This window comes from Micromonospora sp. URMC 103 (genome assembly GCF_051386435.1).
Taxonomy (GTDB): domain Bacteria; phylum Actinomycetota; class Actinomycetes; order Mycobacteriales; family Micromonosporaceae; genus Micromonospora.
In genome coordinates, this window is sequence record NZ_JBPQTR010000005.1 from 1,617,687 (window position 1) to 1,634,103 (window position 16,417).

12 protein-coding genes are annotated in these 16,417 nt (G+C 75.4%); 6 read left to right on the forward strand and 6 right to left on the reverse strand.

The genetic code is table 11. The annotated features are described in order from the left end of the window. Nucleotides 1–24: 24 nt before the first annotated feature. Complete coding sequence (locus ACSNOA_RS20510) at nucleotides 25–177, reverse strand: hypothetical protein (RefSeq protein ID WP_436660573.1); 153 nt, start codon at nucleotides 175–177, stop codon at nucleotides 25–27. Nucleotides 178–195: 18 nt separating this feature from the next. On the opposite strand from ACSNOA_RS20510, the gene ACSNOA_RS20515 reads away from it, so the two are divergent. Then, nucleotides 196–339 (forward strand): hypothetical protein, encoded by a 144-nt coding sequence (locus tag ACSNOA_RS20515; protein WP_436660574.1) that lies wholly within the window; start codon nucleotides 196–198, stop codon nucleotides 337–339. A 42-nt stretch (nucleotides 340–381) separates the two neighbouring features. On the opposite strand, the gene ACSNOA_RS20520 is transcribed toward ACSNOA_RS20515, so the two are convergent. After that, complete coding sequence (locus ACSNOA_RS20520) at nucleotides 382–1,770, reverse strand: alpha/beta hydrolase domain-containing protein (RefSeq protein WP_436660575.1); 1,389 nt, start codon at nucleotides 1,768–1,770, stop codon at nucleotides 382–384. A 99-nt stretch (nucleotides 1,771–1,869) separates the two neighbouring features. Beyond that, nucleotides 1,870–2,436 (reverse strand): QsdR family transcriptional regulator, encoded by a 567-nt coding sequence (locus ACSNOA_RS20525; RefSeq protein ID WP_436660576.1) that lies wholly within the window; start codon nucleotides 2,434–2,436, stop codon nucleotides 1,870–1,872. A gap of 77 nt (nucleotides 2,437–2,513) precedes the next feature. Between ACSNOA_RS20525 and ACSNOA_RS20530 the strand changes: the two genes are divergently transcribed. The 3 genes from ACSNOA_RS20530 (at nucleotide 2,514) to ACSNOA_RS20540 (ending at nucleotide 8,149) form a co-directional block, all read left to right on the forward strand. After that, the gene (locus ACSNOA_RS20530; RefSeq protein ID WP_436660577.1) at nucleotides 2,514–5,327 is read left to right on the forward strand and encodes a BTAD domain-containing putative transcriptional regulator; all 2,814 of its coding nucleotides are present in this window, start codon (nucleotides 2,514–2,516) and stop codon (nucleotides 5,325–5,327) included. Between the two features lie 112 nt (nucleotides 5,328–5,439). After that, nucleotides 5,440–5,964, forward strand: coding sequence for a sigma-70 family RNA polymerase sigma factor (locus ACSNOA_RS20535; RefSeq protein ID WP_436660578.1), 525 nt, complete (start codon nucleotides 5,440–5,442; stop codon nucleotides 5,962–5,964). Between the two features lie 130 nt (nucleotides 5,965–6,094). Further along, a complete protein-coding gene (locus ACSNOA_RS20540) occupies nucleotides 6,095–8,149 on the forward strand; it encodes a BTAD domain-containing putative transcriptional regulator (RefSeq protein WP_436660580.1) in 2,055 nt (684 codons plus the stop codon). Here the strand turns inward: ACSNOA_RS20540 and ACSNOA_RS20545 are convergent. Beyond that, nucleotides 8,127–11,465: a S8 family peptidase gene (locus ACSNOA_RS20545; RefSeq protein ID WP_436660581.1), complete on the reverse strand. Its 3,339-nt coding sequence runs from the start codon at nucleotides 11,463–11,465 to the stop codon at nucleotides 8,127–8,129. The genes ACSNOA_RS20540 and ACSNOA_RS20545 overlap by 23 nt on opposite strands. A gap of 195 nt (nucleotides 11,466–11,660) precedes the next feature. Here ACSNOA_RS20545 and ACSNOA_RS20550 point away from each other — a divergent pair, with 195 nt between their 5' ends. Both ACSNOA_RS20550 and ACSNOA_RS20555 read left to right on the forward strand, forming a co-directional pair. Then, nucleotides 11,661–12,530, forward strand: a complete 870-nt coding sequence (locus ACSNOA_RS20550) for a hypothetical protein (RefSeq protein ID WP_436660582.1) — start codon at nucleotides 11,661–11,663, stop codon at nucleotides 12,528–12,530. Then, nucleotides 12,527–14,110 carry a hypothetical protein gene (locus tag ACSNOA_RS20555; protein ID WP_436660583.1) on the forward strand — a complete coding sequence of 528 codons (1,584 nt, stop codon included), beginning with the start codon at nucleotides 12,527–12,529 and terminating at the stop codon, nucleotides 14,108–14,110. Before ACSNOA_RS20550 ends, ACSNOA_RS20555 begins: the two co-directional genes overlap by 4 nt. On the opposite strand, the gene ACSNOA_RS20560 is transcribed toward ACSNOA_RS20555, so the two are convergent. Both ACSNOA_RS20560 and ACSNOA_RS20565 read right to left on the reverse strand, forming a co-directional pair. Beyond that, nucleotides 14,096–15,274 carry a glycosyltransferase gene (locus ACSNOA_RS20560; RefSeq protein WP_436660585.1) on the reverse strand — a complete coding sequence of 393 codons (1,179 nt, stop codon included), beginning with the start codon at nucleotides 15,272–15,274 and terminating at the stop codon, nucleotides 14,096–14,098. The genes ACSNOA_RS20555 and ACSNOA_RS20560 overlap by 15 nt on opposite strands. Beyond that, the gene (locus tag ACSNOA_RS20565; protein ID WP_436660587.1) at nucleotides 15,261–16,379 is read right to left on the reverse strand and encodes a glycosyltransferase family 2 protein; all 1,119 of its coding nucleotides are present in this window, start codon (nucleotides 16,377–16,379) and stop codon (nucleotides 15,261–15,263) included. Before ACSNOA_RS20565 ends, ACSNOA_RS20560 begins: the two co-directional genes overlap by 14 nt. Nucleotides 16,380–16,417: the final 38 nt, after the last annotated feature.

Here is a 16,417-nt window from a genome sequence, read left to right on the forward strand (position 1 = left end):
GCGGCCGTTCAGAGAGATCGCCGGCTACAGCCTGTTCAGGTAGGTGAGGACGGCGAGGACACGACGTTTCCTGTCGTTGTCGTCGACGATTCCGAGCTTGCCGAACAGCGAGGTCGTGTCCTTGCTGATGGCGCATTCGCTCCGGAAGAGGCGGCGGCCGATGGCGTGGTTGGACAACCCCTCGGCCAGCCGACGATGCCGGGGTACCGCGCGCTCGACGCCGTTCTCGCCGCCCCCAAAGCCACGCCGGGGCCGTTGTGGGTCGGCATCATCTTCGCCGTGGTGGTCGTCGTGGGGCTGCCCTGCGTGCTCTACCTGATCAGATGCTACCGGCCCTAACGGTGGCGCCAGGAGCGCCGCCGCGTCGGCCGACAGGACCGGTCAGTGGCGCCCCACCCCGGACCGGACCGCCTCGCGGAGGTTCTCGACGGCGTCGGCCGGCTGGAGGTAGCCGGCGGCGACGTTACGGACGTCGGTGGCCACCACACGGCCGACGTACCCGGCGTGGCTCGGGTACAGCCGGTCCAGGGTGGCCTCGTCGAACGGCTGGTAGGTGCCGAACAGCCGGCAGAACGACTCGCCGGCGTTGTCGCCGGTGTTCAGCGCGGTCGGGACGGCCACCTGCGACAGCCGGATCCCGCCCCGCGCCAGACCGTTGGCGTCACGGGCCTTCGTGCCGTCGGGGTTGAACACCAGCGGCGGCGCGGTGGGCGGCGGGGTCCCCCGTTCGACCCAGCGCACCAGGTGGGCGTACGCGGCGGCGGTCACGTGGTGCATCGGCACCCGGCTGAACGGCGGCTGGGCGCAGGTGTACACGGGCGCGCCGCCCAGGTCGCGTTCCTGCATGGGCGCCCGGTAGACCAGGCCGTTGTAGCCGCTGTGCGCGGCGCCGGCCACCTCCCACCGGCGGAACCGGTCGGTGTCGGCCGGGCGGACGGGCGTGCGGACGTCGGTCTCGGACAGCACCTGGAACACGGGTTCGTCGCCGACCCGGGCGGGCGCCGAGCCCACGACGAAGGCGTACCCGTCGAACACCGGCCGCACCTGGGGCAGCACCCGGTCGTAGTAGACGGTCATCCGGCTGGCCGACTGCGAGGCGCCGATGGCCAGCACGGTGCGGGCCCGCAGCCGGCCCAGCGGGGAGACGCCGCGCGGGTCGGCGACGGCCTTCCCGGCCTGGGCGAAGATGTCGTAGGAGAGTTCGTCGGCGACGTACCGGCCGCCGCCGGTGACGTCGAGCCGGCCGTACCGGGTCGGGCTCCAGCCGCGGAGCTGGTCGACGCCGACCCGCTGGGCCGAGACACCGATCCAGGCGTCGCCGGCACGGGTCGTGGACTCCGCGTTCCACAGCGCGTCGAGGTCGTATCCGGCGGTGACGTTCTGCCACTCGACCAGCGCGACGCCGCTGAACCGGCGCGGGTCGGCCGGCCGTCGCACGATCAGTCGCGTCTCGTACGCCACGTCCGTGGCGACCCGGTTGCCGGCGGTGTCCCAACCGTCGGCCACGCCGGAGAGGTAGAACTCCTCCTCGACGTAGCCCCTGGCGGCCAGGTCGTCCGGCGTCGAGAAGAAGGGGTACGTGTCGGCCAGCCGCTCGGCGAGCCGGTCGCCCGGCACCGTCCCAGGGATCGGGCCGTGGACCGCGGCGCGGGCGATCGGCTCGCGCTCCCCGGCCGCGGCGGCGTGCCCGGGCGCCGGGGCGAGCAGCGTGGCGGCCAGGCCGGCGACCAGGCCGGCGGCGAGGACGGCGGTGCGCCGTGGACGTGTCATGGCGACTCCTTCACGACGGGCTCCTGGCCGTACCATAAGCGGTCGTCGATGGAGGCGGAATCGGTCGGCGGGAAGCTGAGACGGCTGTCGCAGCCGCCTTCAGCAGGCTTCGAGCACGGCCCGGGCGGCCCGCTCGGCGGTGGCCGGGTCGGTCCGCCGCCCGCTGATCAGCTCCGCGTACAACATGGACTCGACGATGCGCACGTACAGGAAGGCGGCGCCGTCGAGGTCGTCCGGCGACCAGGCGGGATCGGCGGCAGCGGCGGCGAGGATGGCCTTCTGCGCCTCGACGACCCGGACGTGCACGCCGCCGGCCGGCGTGAACAGCACCCGCGCCGCCGTTGCCGGCTCGGCGCGCAGGAAGGCCCGGAACGGTTGGGCCTGCCGCACGGCCACGGCGAACCGGCGGGTGGTCTCCAGCACCCCGTCGACGCCGGTCGTGAAGGTGTCCGCGCGGGCACGGGCGAGTAGCCGGTCCGCGAGGCGCCAGAGCACGTCGCCGAGCAGCCGGTCGCGGCTGTGCACCACCCGGTAGAGCGTGGCCCGGCTGACCGCGAGGTTGCCGGCGAGGGCGTCCATGTCGACCGTGGCGTGGCGGAGGAAGAACGCGCAGCCGGCCTGGACGACGCGCTCCGGGCTGACCACCCGCCGCGACGGCACCGCCATGCCCCCGACGATAACGCCGACTTTCCCTGTTCGGGGGCACGCTTCCGGGTGACGGCCCGCCGGTTACCGTTGCCGGCGTGCGGGCGGAGACGGGCGGGACCATCGGCTTCTCGGTGCTGGGTCCCGTCCGGGTCGTCCGCGCCGACGCCGAGCTGCGCCTGGGCGCGCGCCAGCAGTGCCTGGTGCTCGCGCTGCTGCTGGCCCGGGCCGGCGCACCGGTTCCCCTGGCCGACCTGGTCGACCTGATCTGGGGCGAGCGGGCGCCCGTCAGCGCCGCGAACGTCGTGCATCGGCACGTCGGGATGCTGCGGCGGCTGTTCGAGCCCGACCTGCCCGTCCGGTCGGCGGGCCGGTACATCGTGCGGGAACTCTCGGGCTATCGGCTGCACACCGACGACGAATCCCTCGACCTGCTGCGGTTCCGGTCGCTGAGCGGGCTGGCGCGCCGGTGCCTGCGGGCCGGCGACCCGGAGTCGGCGTTGAGGCACTCCCTCGACGGGCTGCGGCTGTGGCGCGGCCGGTGCGCCGCCGGCCTGGAACCGGTGTCCCGAGAGCACCCCGCGTTCCTCGCCGTGGAGGGCGAACGTGCCCAGGCCGTGCGCGAGGCCGCCGACGCCGCCGAGCAGTGCGGCCGGCTGAGCGCGGTGCTGGCGCCGCTGCGGCAGGCCGCCGAGCAGCACCCGCTCGACGAGTCGTTGCAGAGCCGGCTGCTGCTCGCGCTCGCCGCCGACGGCCGCCAGGCGGAGGCCGTCGAGACGTACCGGGTGGTGCGCCGCCGGCTCGCCGACGACCTGGGCATCGACCCGGGAGAGGAGCTGCGGGAGGCGTACGACCGGTTGCTGCACCAGCGCACCCGCCCGCGTGCCGCGTCGCCGCCGCCACTCCCCCGACCCGCGCAGCTGCCGCCGGACCTGTCCTTCTTCACCGGCCGGGACGACCTCGTCGCCGAGGCCCGCGCGGCGGTCGCGGGCCCGGACGGGTCGGCGGTGCTCGCGATCGACGGCATGCCCGGGGTCGGCAAGACGGCCCTCGCCGTCCACCTCGCCCACGGCTTGGCCGCCGGCTACCCGGACGGGCAGCTGTACGTCGACCTGCGCGGATACGACGGGCGCGAGCCGGCGATGAGTGCCTCGGAGGCGCTGCGCGGCTTCCTCGGCTCGCTCGGGGTGCCCCAGGAGGGCATTCCCGCCGAGCTGCACGCCCAGGCGGGCATGTACCGCAGCAGGCTCGCCGGGCGGCGGCTGCTCGTCGTGCTCGACAACTGCCGGGACGCCGAGCAGATCCGGCACCTGCTGCCGGGCAGCCCCGGCTGCCTCGTCATCGTCACGAGCCGCAGTCGGCTCAGCACCCTGCTCACCACCGCCGGCGCGTACCCGTTGCCGGTCGGCCTGCCGAGCGTCGACGAGGCCCGCGCGGCGTTCGTACGGCTGCTCGGCGCCGCCCGTGTGGCCGCGGACCCGGCGGCCATCGACGCCATCATCGACGCGTGCGGGCGGCTGCCGCTCGCGCTGGCCCTCGTGGCCGCCCGCGCGGCGGGCCTGCCGGGGACGCCACCGGCGCAGATCGCCGCCGACCTGGCTCACGCGCCCGGCAGCCTCGACGGCTTCGACGGCGACGGCCCGCAGGCCGGCCTGCGGGCCGTCTTCTCCTGGTCCTACCGGGAACTGTCCGCGTCGGCCGCCCGGCTCTTCCGTCTGCTGCCGATCCATCCCGGCCCGGACATCTCGGTCGCCGGCGCGGCGGGCCTGGCCGGCGTCCCGCTGCGGACCGGTCGTGCGCTGCTCGGCGAGCTGAGCCGCGCGCACCTGGTCGTCGAGGATCGTCCGGGCCGCTACCGCACCCACGACCTGCTGCTGGCCTACGCCACGGAGCTCGGCGAGGAGCACGACAGCCCGGCCGCGCGGGCCGCCGCGGAGCTGCGCTGCCTCCAGTTCTACCGGGCGACGAGCTACGAGGCGGACCGGCGGCTGCTGACCTCCGAGTACCAGCCGATGATCGAGCCGGGGCCCGGCGAGACCCCGCTGCGCTTCGCCGACCACGTCGACGCCATGGCCTGGTTCACCGCCGAGCGGCAGGTCCTCATCGCGCTGGTCGGCCGGGCCGCCCGGCAGGGCCGGCACGCCGAGGCGTGGCAACTCGCCCTGGGCATGCAGCACTTCTTCGACCGCAGCGGTCGGTGGGTCGACTGGACGACGACCGGCGAGGTCGCCCTCGCTGCCGCACGGGCCGGCGGCGACCTGGTCGGGCAGGCCCGGATGCACCGCAGCCTGGCGGGGGCGGCCTACTTCCGGCACGAGCACGAGACCGCGGTCGCGCACCTCGACCGGGCGGTCGAGCTGCTCGCCCGGCTCGGCCTGCCCGGCGAGCTGACCCGGGCCAGGATCAACCGGGCGATGGTCCTGGGCGCCCAGGGGCGACACGGGGAGGTCGTGCGGACGGTTTCCGAGGCGCTGGAGCCGGCCCGGGCGGTCGGGGACGAGCGGCTGCTCGCCGACGCCCTGGTGATCATCGCGGGGAGCAACGCCGAGCTGGGCCGGGCGGACGAGGCCGTCCGCCACGCCGAACAGGCGATGGCGCTGTCGCGCGCGGCGCGGTACAGGCTGGGCGTCGCCGAGGCGTGGGAGGTGCTCGGCCGCGCTCATTCCGCCCGACGGGAGCTCGGCACGGCTGTCGACTGCTGGCGCGAGGCGGCCGTCGCCTACCAGGAGGCGTCCGCGCCGGCGCCGGCCGCGGAGGTGTTGGCGCTGCTCGGCGACGTGCTCGCCGCCGCCGGCGAGCGGGACGCCGCGGTGCGGGCGTGGCGGGAGGCGCTGTCGCTGATCCCGTACGGGCAGACGCAGACCGGCCGGCGGCTGGCTGGCCGGCTCGCGACGGTCACGTCGGGTCCGTGACCGACCACGGTCGGCGACGGCACTCGATTCGCACTCACACGTCAGTCCAAACGCATCGCCCGTCCCTAGGCTCGTGCCTCACTCGCCGTTGCTCCTGTCTGTGGGGTGGACCGTGCTCCGGGCATCCGACGAACCACCGGCCGGCCGGGCCGCGCGCATGACCGCGCTGCACGCCGACCACGCCCGTGCCGTGCTGCGGCTCCTGCTCCTGCTGACCCGCGACCAGCGGCAGACCGCCGAGGATCTGTTGCAGGAGACGATGCTGCGGGCCTGGCGGCACCTCGACGCGGTGCCGACCGAGCCCGACGCCGCCCGCCGGTGGCTCCTCACCGTCGCCCGGCGGCTCGTCATCGACGGCGTCCGGCTGCGGCGGGGCCGCCCGACCGAGGTCCACCTCGTCGACATGACCTGGGTTCCGGCCGGCGACGACACCACCGGCGCGGCGCTCGCGTCGCACGCGATCCGGCGCGCGCTTGGTCGGCTGAGCCCGGCGCAGCGCGCCCTGCTCTCCGAGGTCTACCTCGTGGGGCGGTCACCGAAGGAGGTCGCGGGCCGGTTGGGGGTGCCCGTCGGCACGGTGAAGTCGCGGACCCACCATGCGCTGCGGGCTCTGCGTACCGGCCTCGAGGCCGCCTGACCAGGACGGACTGCCCGGCCGGCGATCCGGCCTGAGTCGAAGTTCACAGGCACGACGTGGGACCGAACGGCCGCGGGCCCTGCCATGCTGTGGCGAATCTGCCCACCAGCTCCGTACGGATCGCACCAGCATGACCAGCCCACTCTCGTTCGCCGTCCTCGGCCCGGTGCGGGCCTGGCGCGGCCAGTCCGACATCGACCTGGGCACCCGGCAGCAGCGGCTGATCCTGGCGTTGCTGCTCGCCCGGGCCGGCGCCGCGGTCAGCGTCGCCGACCTCGTCGACCTGCTGTGGGAGTCCGACCCGCCACCCAGCGCGGTCAACGTGGTGCACCGGCACGTCGGGATGCTCCGGCGGCGCTTCGAGCCGGGCCTCGCGACGCGGGCGGCGGGTTCGGTGCTGATCCGTGACGGCGCCGCGTACCGGATGAAGATCGACGAGGAGTCGCTCGACCTGCTGCGCTTCCGGCGCCTGGTCGCCCGGGCCGCCGACAGCTCGGGCGAGCCGGCCGTCGAGTTCTACCGGGAGGCGCTGGCGCTGTGGCGTGACCGGTGCGCCTCCGGCCTGCAGTCCGGTGGCCGGCCCCACCCGGATTTCGTGGCCGTCGACGGTGAGCGGTTCGCGGCCGTCCGGGCGGCGGCCGACGTCGCCCTGCGGGCCGGCCGCGTCCACCGGGTGCTGCCCGCGATCCGGCTCGCCGCCGAGCACGAGCCGTGGGACGAGGCACTGCAGGCGCGGCTGCTGCTCGCGCTCGCCGCGGACGGCCGGCGCGGGGAGGCACTTGCGGCCTATGCCGACATCGAACACCGGCTCGCCGACGAACTCGGGATCCAGCCCGGCGTCGAGCTGCGTGCGGCCCGGCACGCCCTGCTCGGTCGCGGTTCCCCGGGCGGCGGATCCCCGTCGCGGCGCGGCGCCGGACCGGCCGTCCTCCGGCCCGAAGCGCCACCCGCCGGCGGAGACGCCGAGGCGTGGCCGTCAGGCGGGCCGGAGGCGTCGCGGCCGACCTCGGCCGAGGCGCCGGCGCAGTTGCCGGCCGACCACCCCTACTTCGCGGGTCGGCGGGACGTCGTGGCCGCGGCCGAGGCGGCGCTGGCCGGAGACGGTCGGACCACGGCGCTGCTCATCGACGGGATGGCCGGTGTCGGGAAGACGACCCTCGCGGTGCACCTGGCCCACCGGCTGGCCGCCCGCTACCCCGACGGGCAGTTGCACGCGGACCTGCGCGGTTTCGACGCGGGCGACGCCGTCATGGCACCGGCGGAGGCGCTGCGCGGCTTCCTGTGGTCCCTCGGGGTCCCGTCGACCGCCATCCCGGCCGAGCTGCACGCCCAGGCCGGCCTCTACCGCAGCATCCTGGCCGAGCGCCGGATGCTCGTCCTGCTCGACAACTGCCGTGACTGGGAGCAGATCCGGCACCTGCTGCCCGGCACCGGTGACAGTCTCGTCATCGCCACCAGCCGCCGCCGGATCAGCGGCCTGGCCGGTGCGGGCGCACACCCGCTGCATCTCGACCCGCTGACCGACGCGGAGGCCCGCGAGCTGCTGGAGCGCCGGCTCGGCGACGCGGCGGCCGTCCACCCGGCCGCCGTCGACGAGATCATCGCGCGGTGCGGCCGGCTGCCGCTGGCCCTGGCGCTGGTCGCCACCCGCGGCGTCGGCCGGCCCGGGCTCGGCCTGCCCGCGGTCGCCCGTGAGCTGGCCGAGGGCGGCGGCCGGCTGGCCGGCTTCGGCGACGCACACGCGGACCTGGAGGCGAGCTTCTCCTGGTCCTACCGGGCCCTCACGCCCGCGGCGGCGCGGCTCTTCCGGCTGCTCCCCCTGGCCCCGGTCCGGGAGCTGAGCACGGAGGCGGCCGCCGCGTTGGGCGGCCTGCCGCCGCGCGCCGCCCGGGGCCTGCTGGCCGAACTCGCGGCGCAGATGCTGGTGCGGCACGAGGACGACCGGTGGCGGACGCACGACCTGCTGCACGCCTACGCCGTGGACCTCGGGGAGGAGCACGACGACACGGCCGAGCGGGCCGCCGCCGTCGCGCGGGTGTCCGACCACTACCAGCTCAGCGCGCACGCGGCGCGCGGCGGCGGTTCGCGTCTCCGCGACCGGCTGCTCCGGCACGGTGACCCGGACGCGGCGCCGTGGGGCGCCGCGTCCGGGGGCCCACCGATCAGTACCGGTAGGCGCGGATGATGGTCTGCTTGACCGTGTTGCCGCCGGTGTCCGTGGCGGCGGCCCGCAGCGATACGAAGCCGGCGCCGGTCGGGTTGTGCACCCAGGCGACCGCCTTCTCGCCGGTGCGCAGCACGGGCAGCTTCCGCCAGGTCCGGCCGTCGTCGAAGGACGCCTCGACGGTCAGGGTCCTGGTCCGGCCCGGCGCCGCCCCGACCTGACGGTCGAGCGAGACCGGGATCGGGAACAGGCGGCCGGCCGGGGCTCGGTTGTCGATGTCGAGGTCCGGGGTGTACCGGATCGCCGTCAACGGCAGCTTCACCAGCTCGCCGTCGCCCACGTGCCCGGACGTGAACGTCCACTCCGCGTCGACGACCGTCGACAGGGTGAACGCCGGGTCACTGTGGAAGCTCGCCGTCAGCCGGTAGTCACCCTTCTCCGCGGGCACGTCCCACGTCCACGGCACCTGGTTCGCGTCGCCGATCTTGACCCCGTCGCGGTAGAGGTCCACCTGCGCGCTTCCGCCGACGACGTGCCGGAAGCCCATGTGCCCGGCGCCGTCGCCGTGCAGCGGTCCCGGCCCGCCGATGGTGTCGCCCCAGTAGCGGGTGGCGAACTGCTGGCCGAACTTCGGTTCGGGGAACACCGGTCCGGCCACCGCGTTGGCCCACTTCACCGTGTACGTGCGCCCGGGCTTGAAGCTGGTCCACGCGGACTCGTAGTACGTGTACCCCTGCTGGGCCGAGGTCGACTGCCACACCGCCGACTTGTCCTGGTTGTAGTACTCGGTGATGGTGCTCGGCGCGTCGTAGGTGAAGCTCGGTGGGGCCTGCCGCCCGTCGGTCGACCGGGTGATCGGGGAGTTGCCCGGCGCGTGCGCGACCGCGAGCCGTGACACCGGCACGCCGGCCACGTCCGCGCTGATCTGGGAGCGCACGGTCGCGAAGTCGCCGTCCCGCAGCCTGCGGGTCAGCCCGGTCATCATCTTCTCCGGCTCGTACAGGTAGACCCGGTAGACGTACGGGCTGTTGTGCAGGCTGCCGTCCGCGGCCACCTGGCCCCACATCCCGTTGACGTAGGAGACGAAGCCGGGCGTCCTGCCCGCCCCGATCTGCGCCGTCCGCAGATGGTCGAAGGGAAGGTTCATCAGCACGCCGTACGGGTCGTTGCTGCCCCAGATCTGCGGCTGCTCGGTCCGGATCGTCCAGCCGGCCTCCGGGAAGACCATGCTGGCCTTCGGGTTCGGCACGGAGACCGCGACCGGCTTCGCGAGGCGGGTGTCCATGGTGAGCGTCTGGTCCCGGGTCAGGTCGAGGCTTGGCCGCACCAACGACGTGACCTGCGGGAAGTCCGGGTCGCCGCTCTCCAGGTAGGTCTGGACCAGGTAGCGGCCCGCGCGGATCCGGTACGTGGTGGTCGCCGGGTTGCTGAGCACCTGCACGGTCTGCCGGTCGAGGTCGGTCAGGACGGTCGCCCAGCCCTGGTCGGGCGTGGGCGCCCCGCCGTCCGGCCCGACGAGTGCGAGGGTGAGCCGGCTGCGGGCGATGTCGAGGGCCACCGGGGTCTGCACCTGCGCCCCGCCGCCGGTGGCGGTCACCTCACCGCCGACGTAGCGGTCGGGCAGGTCGGCGCCGGCCCGCACGGTGACGGTGACGGTGGCCGTGCCGCCGGCCGGGACCGTCACGGAGGAGGCGCTGAGACCGAACAGGCCGGCCGGCGCGGGCGCGCCGTCGGCGTCCCTGGCGTCGAGGGAGACGGCCAGGGTGAGCGTGGAGGAACCGGCGTTCGCGTACGTGATCGTGCGCTGCTGCGCGGCGCCGGTCCGCTCGAAGGCGACGCTGACCGGGCTCGCCGTGACGGTCTGCCGGGTCGCCCGGGCGACGTCGAGGAAGCCCGCGCCCTGCTCGTAGACACCGATGGTGGCGCTCGGCTTCGCCGCGGCCATCAACGTCGACTTGATCCGCTCCGGCGTCCAGTCCGGGTGCTGTTGGGCCAGGATCGCCGCCGCCCCGGCCACGTGCGGGGTCGCCATCGAGGTGCCGTTGAGGCTCGCGTACCGCGGGTTCTCGGCCGGCGCCAGGTCGGAGGTGGAGCTGCGGGCGGCCACGATGTCGACGCCGGGCGCGGTGATGTCCGGCTTGATGCCGGCGTCGCCCGCGCGCGGACCACGGCTCGAGAAGGAGGCCAGCTCGCCCGTCTTGGTCACGGCGCCCACGGTCAGCGCCTCCGCCACGCCGCCGGGCGAGTTCACCGTGGACTCGCCGGCCTCGCCACTGTTGCCCGCGGCCACGACGAAGAGCACGCCGTAGCGGTGGGTGAGGTCGGTCAGCGCGGCCTCGATCGGGTCGGTCTCCGGGCTGTCCGTGCCGCCGAGGCTCATGTTGGCGACCTTGACGCCCTGCTGCGCCGCCCAGGTCATGCCGGCCAGGATCGCCGACTCGGGGCAGCCCTCCTCGACGCAGACCTTGGCGCTGTAGAGCGTCGCACCGGGCGCCATGCCCTTGTACCGGCCCTGCGACGCGGCCGCGGTGCCGGCGATGGTGGAGGCGACGTGGGTGCCGTGGCCCACCCGGTCGAGGGTGTCCGGGTCGGCGGTGAAGTTCTCGGCGGCGGCGACGCGGCCGGCCAGGTCGGGGTGGGTCTCGTCGATGCCGGTGTCGATCACGCCGACCTTCACCCCGGCTCCCGTCCAGCCGGCCTTCCACGCCTCCGGCGCGCCGGTCAGCGGGACGCTGACGTCGAGGGTGGGCTGGCGCAGCCCGTCGAGCCAGATCTTGTCGAACCCGGCCCGCAGCCGCCGCTCGGCGCCGCCCGCCGTGGACGTGACGCTGTTCCAGAAGGCCACCGCGTCCGCGCGGCTCTCCGCGACGGCGCTCGCCTCGGGAAGCTCCCGGGTGGTCCGGGCGCCGGTGAGGCCGGCGGGGGCGGCGCCGCCGTGCTCGACGATGAGCGGCAGGGTGGCGCGGGTGTCGTCGTAGCCGAAGCGGAGCAGCGTCGACACGTCGAAGAGCCGCTCGTCGAGCTTGCCACGGTTGAGCAGGCCGACGGCGTCGGCGGGGATGACGCGCACGTCCTCGCCGGCGCTGTGCGTGATGAACGGGATCCGCTCCCGTCCCCGGCCCGGGACGACGTCGACGGCCGTCTGGCCGTCGACGGTGCCGACGTGGACGGTGTCGCCGGTGAGCAGCGTGACCGTCCGGGACGTGGACGCGACCGGGGGTGTGGTCGCCGGCTTCGCGGCCCGGGGCTGGGCCGAGGCGGGTGTACCGCCCGGAGCCACCGCCGAGACGCCGAGCACCAGCAGTGCCAGCGTCGATAGTGTGCGAGCTGAACGCATCGTTCTCCTCTGTGCGGCGAAAGTTGTCCAGGCGCACCGGACGTGGCCGGCGGGTGAAAGTTCATTCGGAGTGACCCGGATCACACGGCGCAGCCGTCGCCCCGCGGCCATGTCCCCGTGGCGCGGTATTCACGTCGGCTGACTACGGTTCCCACTCGCGCTCCTACCAGCGGACCAGGGACGGTCGTCGCCGCCGTGCACCACGCCAACCACTACTACGGCCACTCGCACGTGCTGGCCCGCTACTGCGGGCTGGACGACCGGAGCCCTCAGCGCATCCGCGGCTATCTCCAGCACGGCTGGAACATCGGCGACGGGATGGCCGCCGACCACGAGTTCGTACCCGGTCTGCCGCTGTTCGTCTGGTCGGAGCGGACCCGCCGGCGGGCCTGGTCGCTGGGACGGCGGCAGGCGTACGCCGTCGGCGCGCCCTGGGCGTACCTGCTCGCTATGGAGCCGGAGCCCGACGGCCCCCCGCCGCGCGAGGGCACCATCTGGTACCCGTTCCACGGCTGGGAGGGCCAGCACGTGGTGGGCGACCACGACCGGCTGATCGCGGAGATCAAGGCCACCGAACCCGGCCCGGTGACCGTCTGCCTCTACTGGCAGGAGTACCGCACGAGGCCGGTGCGTGAGCGCTACGAGCGGGCCGGCTTCCGCGTCATTTGCCACGGCTACCGCGGCGGCAGGTGGGACAGCCTGGACCCGGACTTCCTGCGCCGGCAGCTGGTCGAGCAGCGCCGGCACCGCCGCGTCGCGTCGAACCGGCTCTGCACCGCCGTCCTCTACGCCGTCCTCGCCGGCTGCGAGCCCGCCGTGTACGGCGACCCGATGCACCTGGCCGGTGAGGTGCCGCTCTGGGGCGGGCAACCGCGGATCCGCCGGCAGTGGGCGGAGCTGCACGGCCCGCAGGTCGACGCGGCGGTGGCGCGGGGCGTCGCGGTCGCCGAACTGGGCGCCGACCGCCTGCTTCCGGCCGCCGTGCTGCGGCGCTTGTTCCACTGGCCCGATCCGCTGCCGCCGTCCGCTGCCGCGGAGGCCGACCTGCCCGAGGGAACCCGGTGAACGTACGACTGATCGGCGGGGAGATGCAGGTGTGGTCGGACCTGGACGGCCGGCACGGGCCCGGCCCGGTGCGCGGGGAGGCTCTGGCGCCGCTACTGGCCGCCGCCACCGGGCGGGTCCTCGTCGTCGGGCCGCTCGACCCGGCCCTGCTCGACGCGCTGCCGGCGGGCGACGCGACGCTGCTGGTGCGGGGGCTGCCCGACGCCGAGGCGCTCGCCGCCCGCCTGGCCGACCGGCCCGGCGTCACCGTGCTGTGCGGCAGCCCGGAGAAGCTCGCGACCGAGCCCGCGTACGACACGGTCGTGGCGCTCGACGGGACGGAGCGGCTCGGCTCGACCGAGGGCGCCGACCTGACCTGGGCGGACACGCTCGCGCTGCTGGTGGCCGCGTTGCGCCCGGGCGGGCGGCTGCTCCTCGCCGTGGAGAACCACCTGGGCGTGCACCGGCTCGTGGCGCTGCCGCCCGAGGTCACCGACTCGGACTGGGCCGGCGCCGGTGAGTACGACACCGACCGACCGGCCGGCCTGGACCGGCTGCGGGCCCGGCTCGCCGCCGCCGGGCTGGCGGTGCGCCGCACCTACACCGCCTGGCCGACGCCGATCGCGCCGACCGCGCTCGTGTCGCCGGAGCTGCTGGCCGACGAGGACGCGACGGCCTTCCTCGCGGCCCTGCTCGCCCGGGCCGGCGGACCGCGGAACGCGGTGCTCACCGACCCGGGACGGTTGGCCGCCACGGCGTTGCGCCACGGCGCCGCGACGGCGCTCGCGCCGGCGTGGATCCTGGAGGCCGCGCGGGTCGCCCCCGAGCCGGACGCGTCCGTCGCCCCCGCCGCCCGGCCGGAGCCCGAGGTGACCGCCGTGGCCCCGTCCGCCACCGGAGCCCCGCCCGAGGCGCTGATCACGGTCGACGGCCCGCCCGTCGAGGTCGTACGCCGCCCCGGAGGTGGGCTGCTCCTGCGCCACCCCGACGGCGGCACGCGGCCGCTACCGGCCGGCCACCTCCTCGAACAGCTGGTGATCGTCGCGGCCCTGCGCCGGGACCTGCCGACCGTGCGGAAGCTGCTGGGCCGGTGGCAGGCCGGCGCGCACGCCGGGGTCCCCGCCGACCAGGTCGTCGTCACGCCCGACCGAGATCTCGCTCCGCTCGTGCCGGCGGGGCCGCCGGACGCCGCGCTGCGCCGCCTCGCCGTCCGCATGCTCGACGCCGGACTCGCGCACCTCTGGCCGTCGCCCGCGGATCCGGCCGAGCTGGCGCTGACACTGGCGGCGCTGGCGGGGCGGTCCACCGAGCCCGTCGGTCCCGCCGTCGCCGGGCCGGACCGGCCGGACGCGGCGGGCTTCCGGGAGCTGGCGGTGAGCCGCGACCGGCTGGCACGGGAGTTGGCCGAGGCCCGCGCGCGGGAGGCGTGGTACGAGAGGACCCTCGCCGAGCGCGAGGCGGAGCTGCGCCGGGCGCGCGGCCTCGTCGCGCTGCTCAGCGGGACACCGACGGCCCGGGCGGGCAAGCTCGTCCTGGCCGGCGCCCGGCGCGCCCGCCGGACCGCCGGCGCCGTCGTACGACGCGTCCTACCCCACGACTGACGCGGGATCCGTCTCGACGTGACCGGGCTGGGTCCGGCCCCGCGGGTCGGCGCCGGACGAGGCCACACTCTCGTACAGCTCCTCGAGCAGTCGCGTCTGCCGGCGCAGGTCGAAGGTCGTCTCGGCGAGCTGGCGCGCGGCCCGGCCGAGGCGTTCGCGCAGCGGCTCGTCGGTGAGCAGCCGCCGGATGTTCCCGGCCAGCGCCGCCCGGTCCCGTTCCGCGCACAGCAGGCCGGTCTCCTCGTGCCGGACCGCCTCCGGGATGCCGCTGTGGCGGGTGGCGACCACCGGCAGGCCGAGACTCGCGGCCTCCAGGACGGTCGTGGGCAGCCCCTCGCAGTCGCCGTCCGACGCTGTCCGCGACGGCGCGGCCAGCATCCGGGCCTGCGCCATGTGCCGCATGACCACCTCGGGCGGCTGCGCACCGAGGAACGTGGCGTCCACGCCCAGCTCCACCGCCCGCCTCCGCGCCGACGCCTCCAGCGGTCCGGTGCCGACGAAGAGGGCGCGGGGTCGCAGCTCGGCGACCAGTCCGAGCGCCTCCACGAGGTCGTCGACGCCCTTCTTGTCGACGAACCGGCCCACGAAGACCACGTCCCAAATCTTCGACGCCGCCGGTGGCTCCGCCGGGATCGGCACACCGGTGTAGTGCACGCGTACCTTCGCCGGGTCGGCGCCCAACTCCACGGCCCGGTCGCGGATGAAGCCCGACACGGCGACGATGAGGGCGGCCTGGTCGAACGCGGCGCGCAGCTTGCGGCGGTGCCGCGCGCCGCGCGGGCCGGGAACGGCGGGCTGCCGGGTCACGTCGACGCCGTGCAGGGTGAGAATTAGCGGCACGCCCACCTGCCGCGTCGCACGGCTGATCAGCCAGCCGTCGCCGCCGAAGTGGGCGTGCACCACGGCCGGGTTGAGCCGGGTGAGCAGCCGGCGCAGCCGCGCGGAGCCGCCGGTCAGGCGCAGCAGGTGCCAGCCGCGACGGCCGGCCGCCGTGTCCGGATAGACGATGACGTCGCTGTCGGCGGCGATCGGTGAGGCGATCTTCCTGGCGCCGAGGTAGACCGGCCGCCACGACGGCAGGGCGTCGCCCTGGTTGCGGATGAACGTCTCGGACACCGGCAGCATGAGGCTCCGCCAGATGACGGCGACCCTAGGCGTGGACATCGTTGCCCGGGCTGGCCGGCACGGGCGGGACCGGCAGCGCGACGATCGGTGTCGCGCCAAGGGTCCCGTGCGCGGACGGCGCCGGCGCGGCAGCGGCCGGCGCGGCAGCGGCCGGCGCGGCAGCGGCCGGCGCGGCAGCGGCCGGCGCGGCAGCGGCCGGTTCTGCGGCCGGGCGACGGCCGCCGAGGACGCGGTCGCGCAGGGTGTGCCGCAACTGCGGTGGGATCAGCCAGATCTGGAGGAACGTCAGGTAGTCGATGCCGCCCGGGCGGCCGTGCCGCCGCGCGTCGGCGAGCAGCATCCGGAAGACCCGGAAGCTCCGGGTGGGCGCCGCCATCGAACTGATGATGCTCATGACGATCGCCGCGTACGCCTTCCGGGTCAGCAGCGGGCGCATTGTCCGCACCCACTCCCACTGCGCCTCCCACGGCGAGTTCAGGCTGATCCGTGGCCGGTCCTCGTCCTGGTGCCACAGCACCAGCGGTTCGGGGGCGATGACGAGGGCGACGTCGTCGTGGTCCAGGGCCCGCAGCGTCCAGTCGAGCTCCTGCTGGCGGCGCAGGCCGACGGTGAACGGGACGCGACGCAGCAGCGCCGTGGGCGCCATGATCGTCGAGGTCTGGATGAACCCGTCGCCGTGGAACAGGCCCCGCCGGACGGTGAGGTACTCGCACACGGGCTCGCCGTCGGCCGGCAGGCGGCGGGGCATGACGAACTCGGCCCGCGGCGTCTTGTTGATGAGCCGGCTGGCGACGATGGGCGCGGCGACCGTGGCCGTCCGGGCGTGCGCCAACTGCACCGCGAGCTTCTCCGGAAGCCACTCGTCGTCGTCGTCGAGCAGAGCCGTCCACGGCGCCCGGGCCTCCCGCACGCCGACGTTGCGCGCGTTCGGCGCGCCGCCCTTCCCCGGGAGTTCCACGAGCCGCAGGCGGGGATCCGCGATCCGGGTGAGGGCGTCCCGGGTCGCCGGGTCCGGCCCGTCGACCACGACGATGACCTCGATGTCGGTGACCGTCTGGGCCAGCGCGCTACGGACGGCCCGGGTGACCAGGTCGGGACGGGCGAACGTGGGGATGACGACGCTTACCTCAGGTGCAGATGACATGATCACCACTCACCGGCCGGGACGAATTGTCAGCCGGC

What these genes read in the sequence shown, in the direction of transcription:
- ACSNOA_RS20515 (WP_436660574.1), top strand. Translation starts at nt 196, where the DNA reads ATGCCGGGGTACCGCGCGCTCGACGCCGTTCTCGCCGCCCCCAAAGCC.
- ACSNOA_RS20520 (WP_436660575.1), bottom strand. Translation starts at nt 1,770, where the DNA reads ATGACACGTCCACGGCGCACCGCCGTCCTCGCCGCCGGCCTGGTCGCC.
- ACSNOA_RS20525 (WP_436660576.1), bottom strand. Translation starts at nt 2,436, where the DNA reads ATGGCGGTGCCGTCGCGGCGGGTGGTCAGCCCGGAGCGCGTCGTCCAG.
- ACSNOA_RS20540 (WP_436660580.1), top strand. Translation starts at nt 6,095, where the DNA reads ATGACCAGCCCACTCTCGTTCGCCGTCCTCGGCCCGGTGCGGGCCTGG.
- ACSNOA_RS20545 (WP_436660581.1), bottom strand. Translation starts at nt 11,465, where the DNA reads ATGCGTTCAGCTCGCACACTATCGACGCTGGCACTGCTGGTGCTCGGC.
- ACSNOA_RS20560 (WP_436660585.1), bottom strand. Translation starts at nt 15,274, where the DNA reads ATGTCCACGCCTAGGGTCGCCGTCATCTGGCGGAGCCTCATGCTGCCG.
- ACSNOA_RS20565 (WP_436660587.1), bottom strand. Translation starts at nt 16,379, where the DNA reads ATGTCATCTGCACCTGAGGTAAGCGTCGTCATCCCCACGTTCGCCCGT.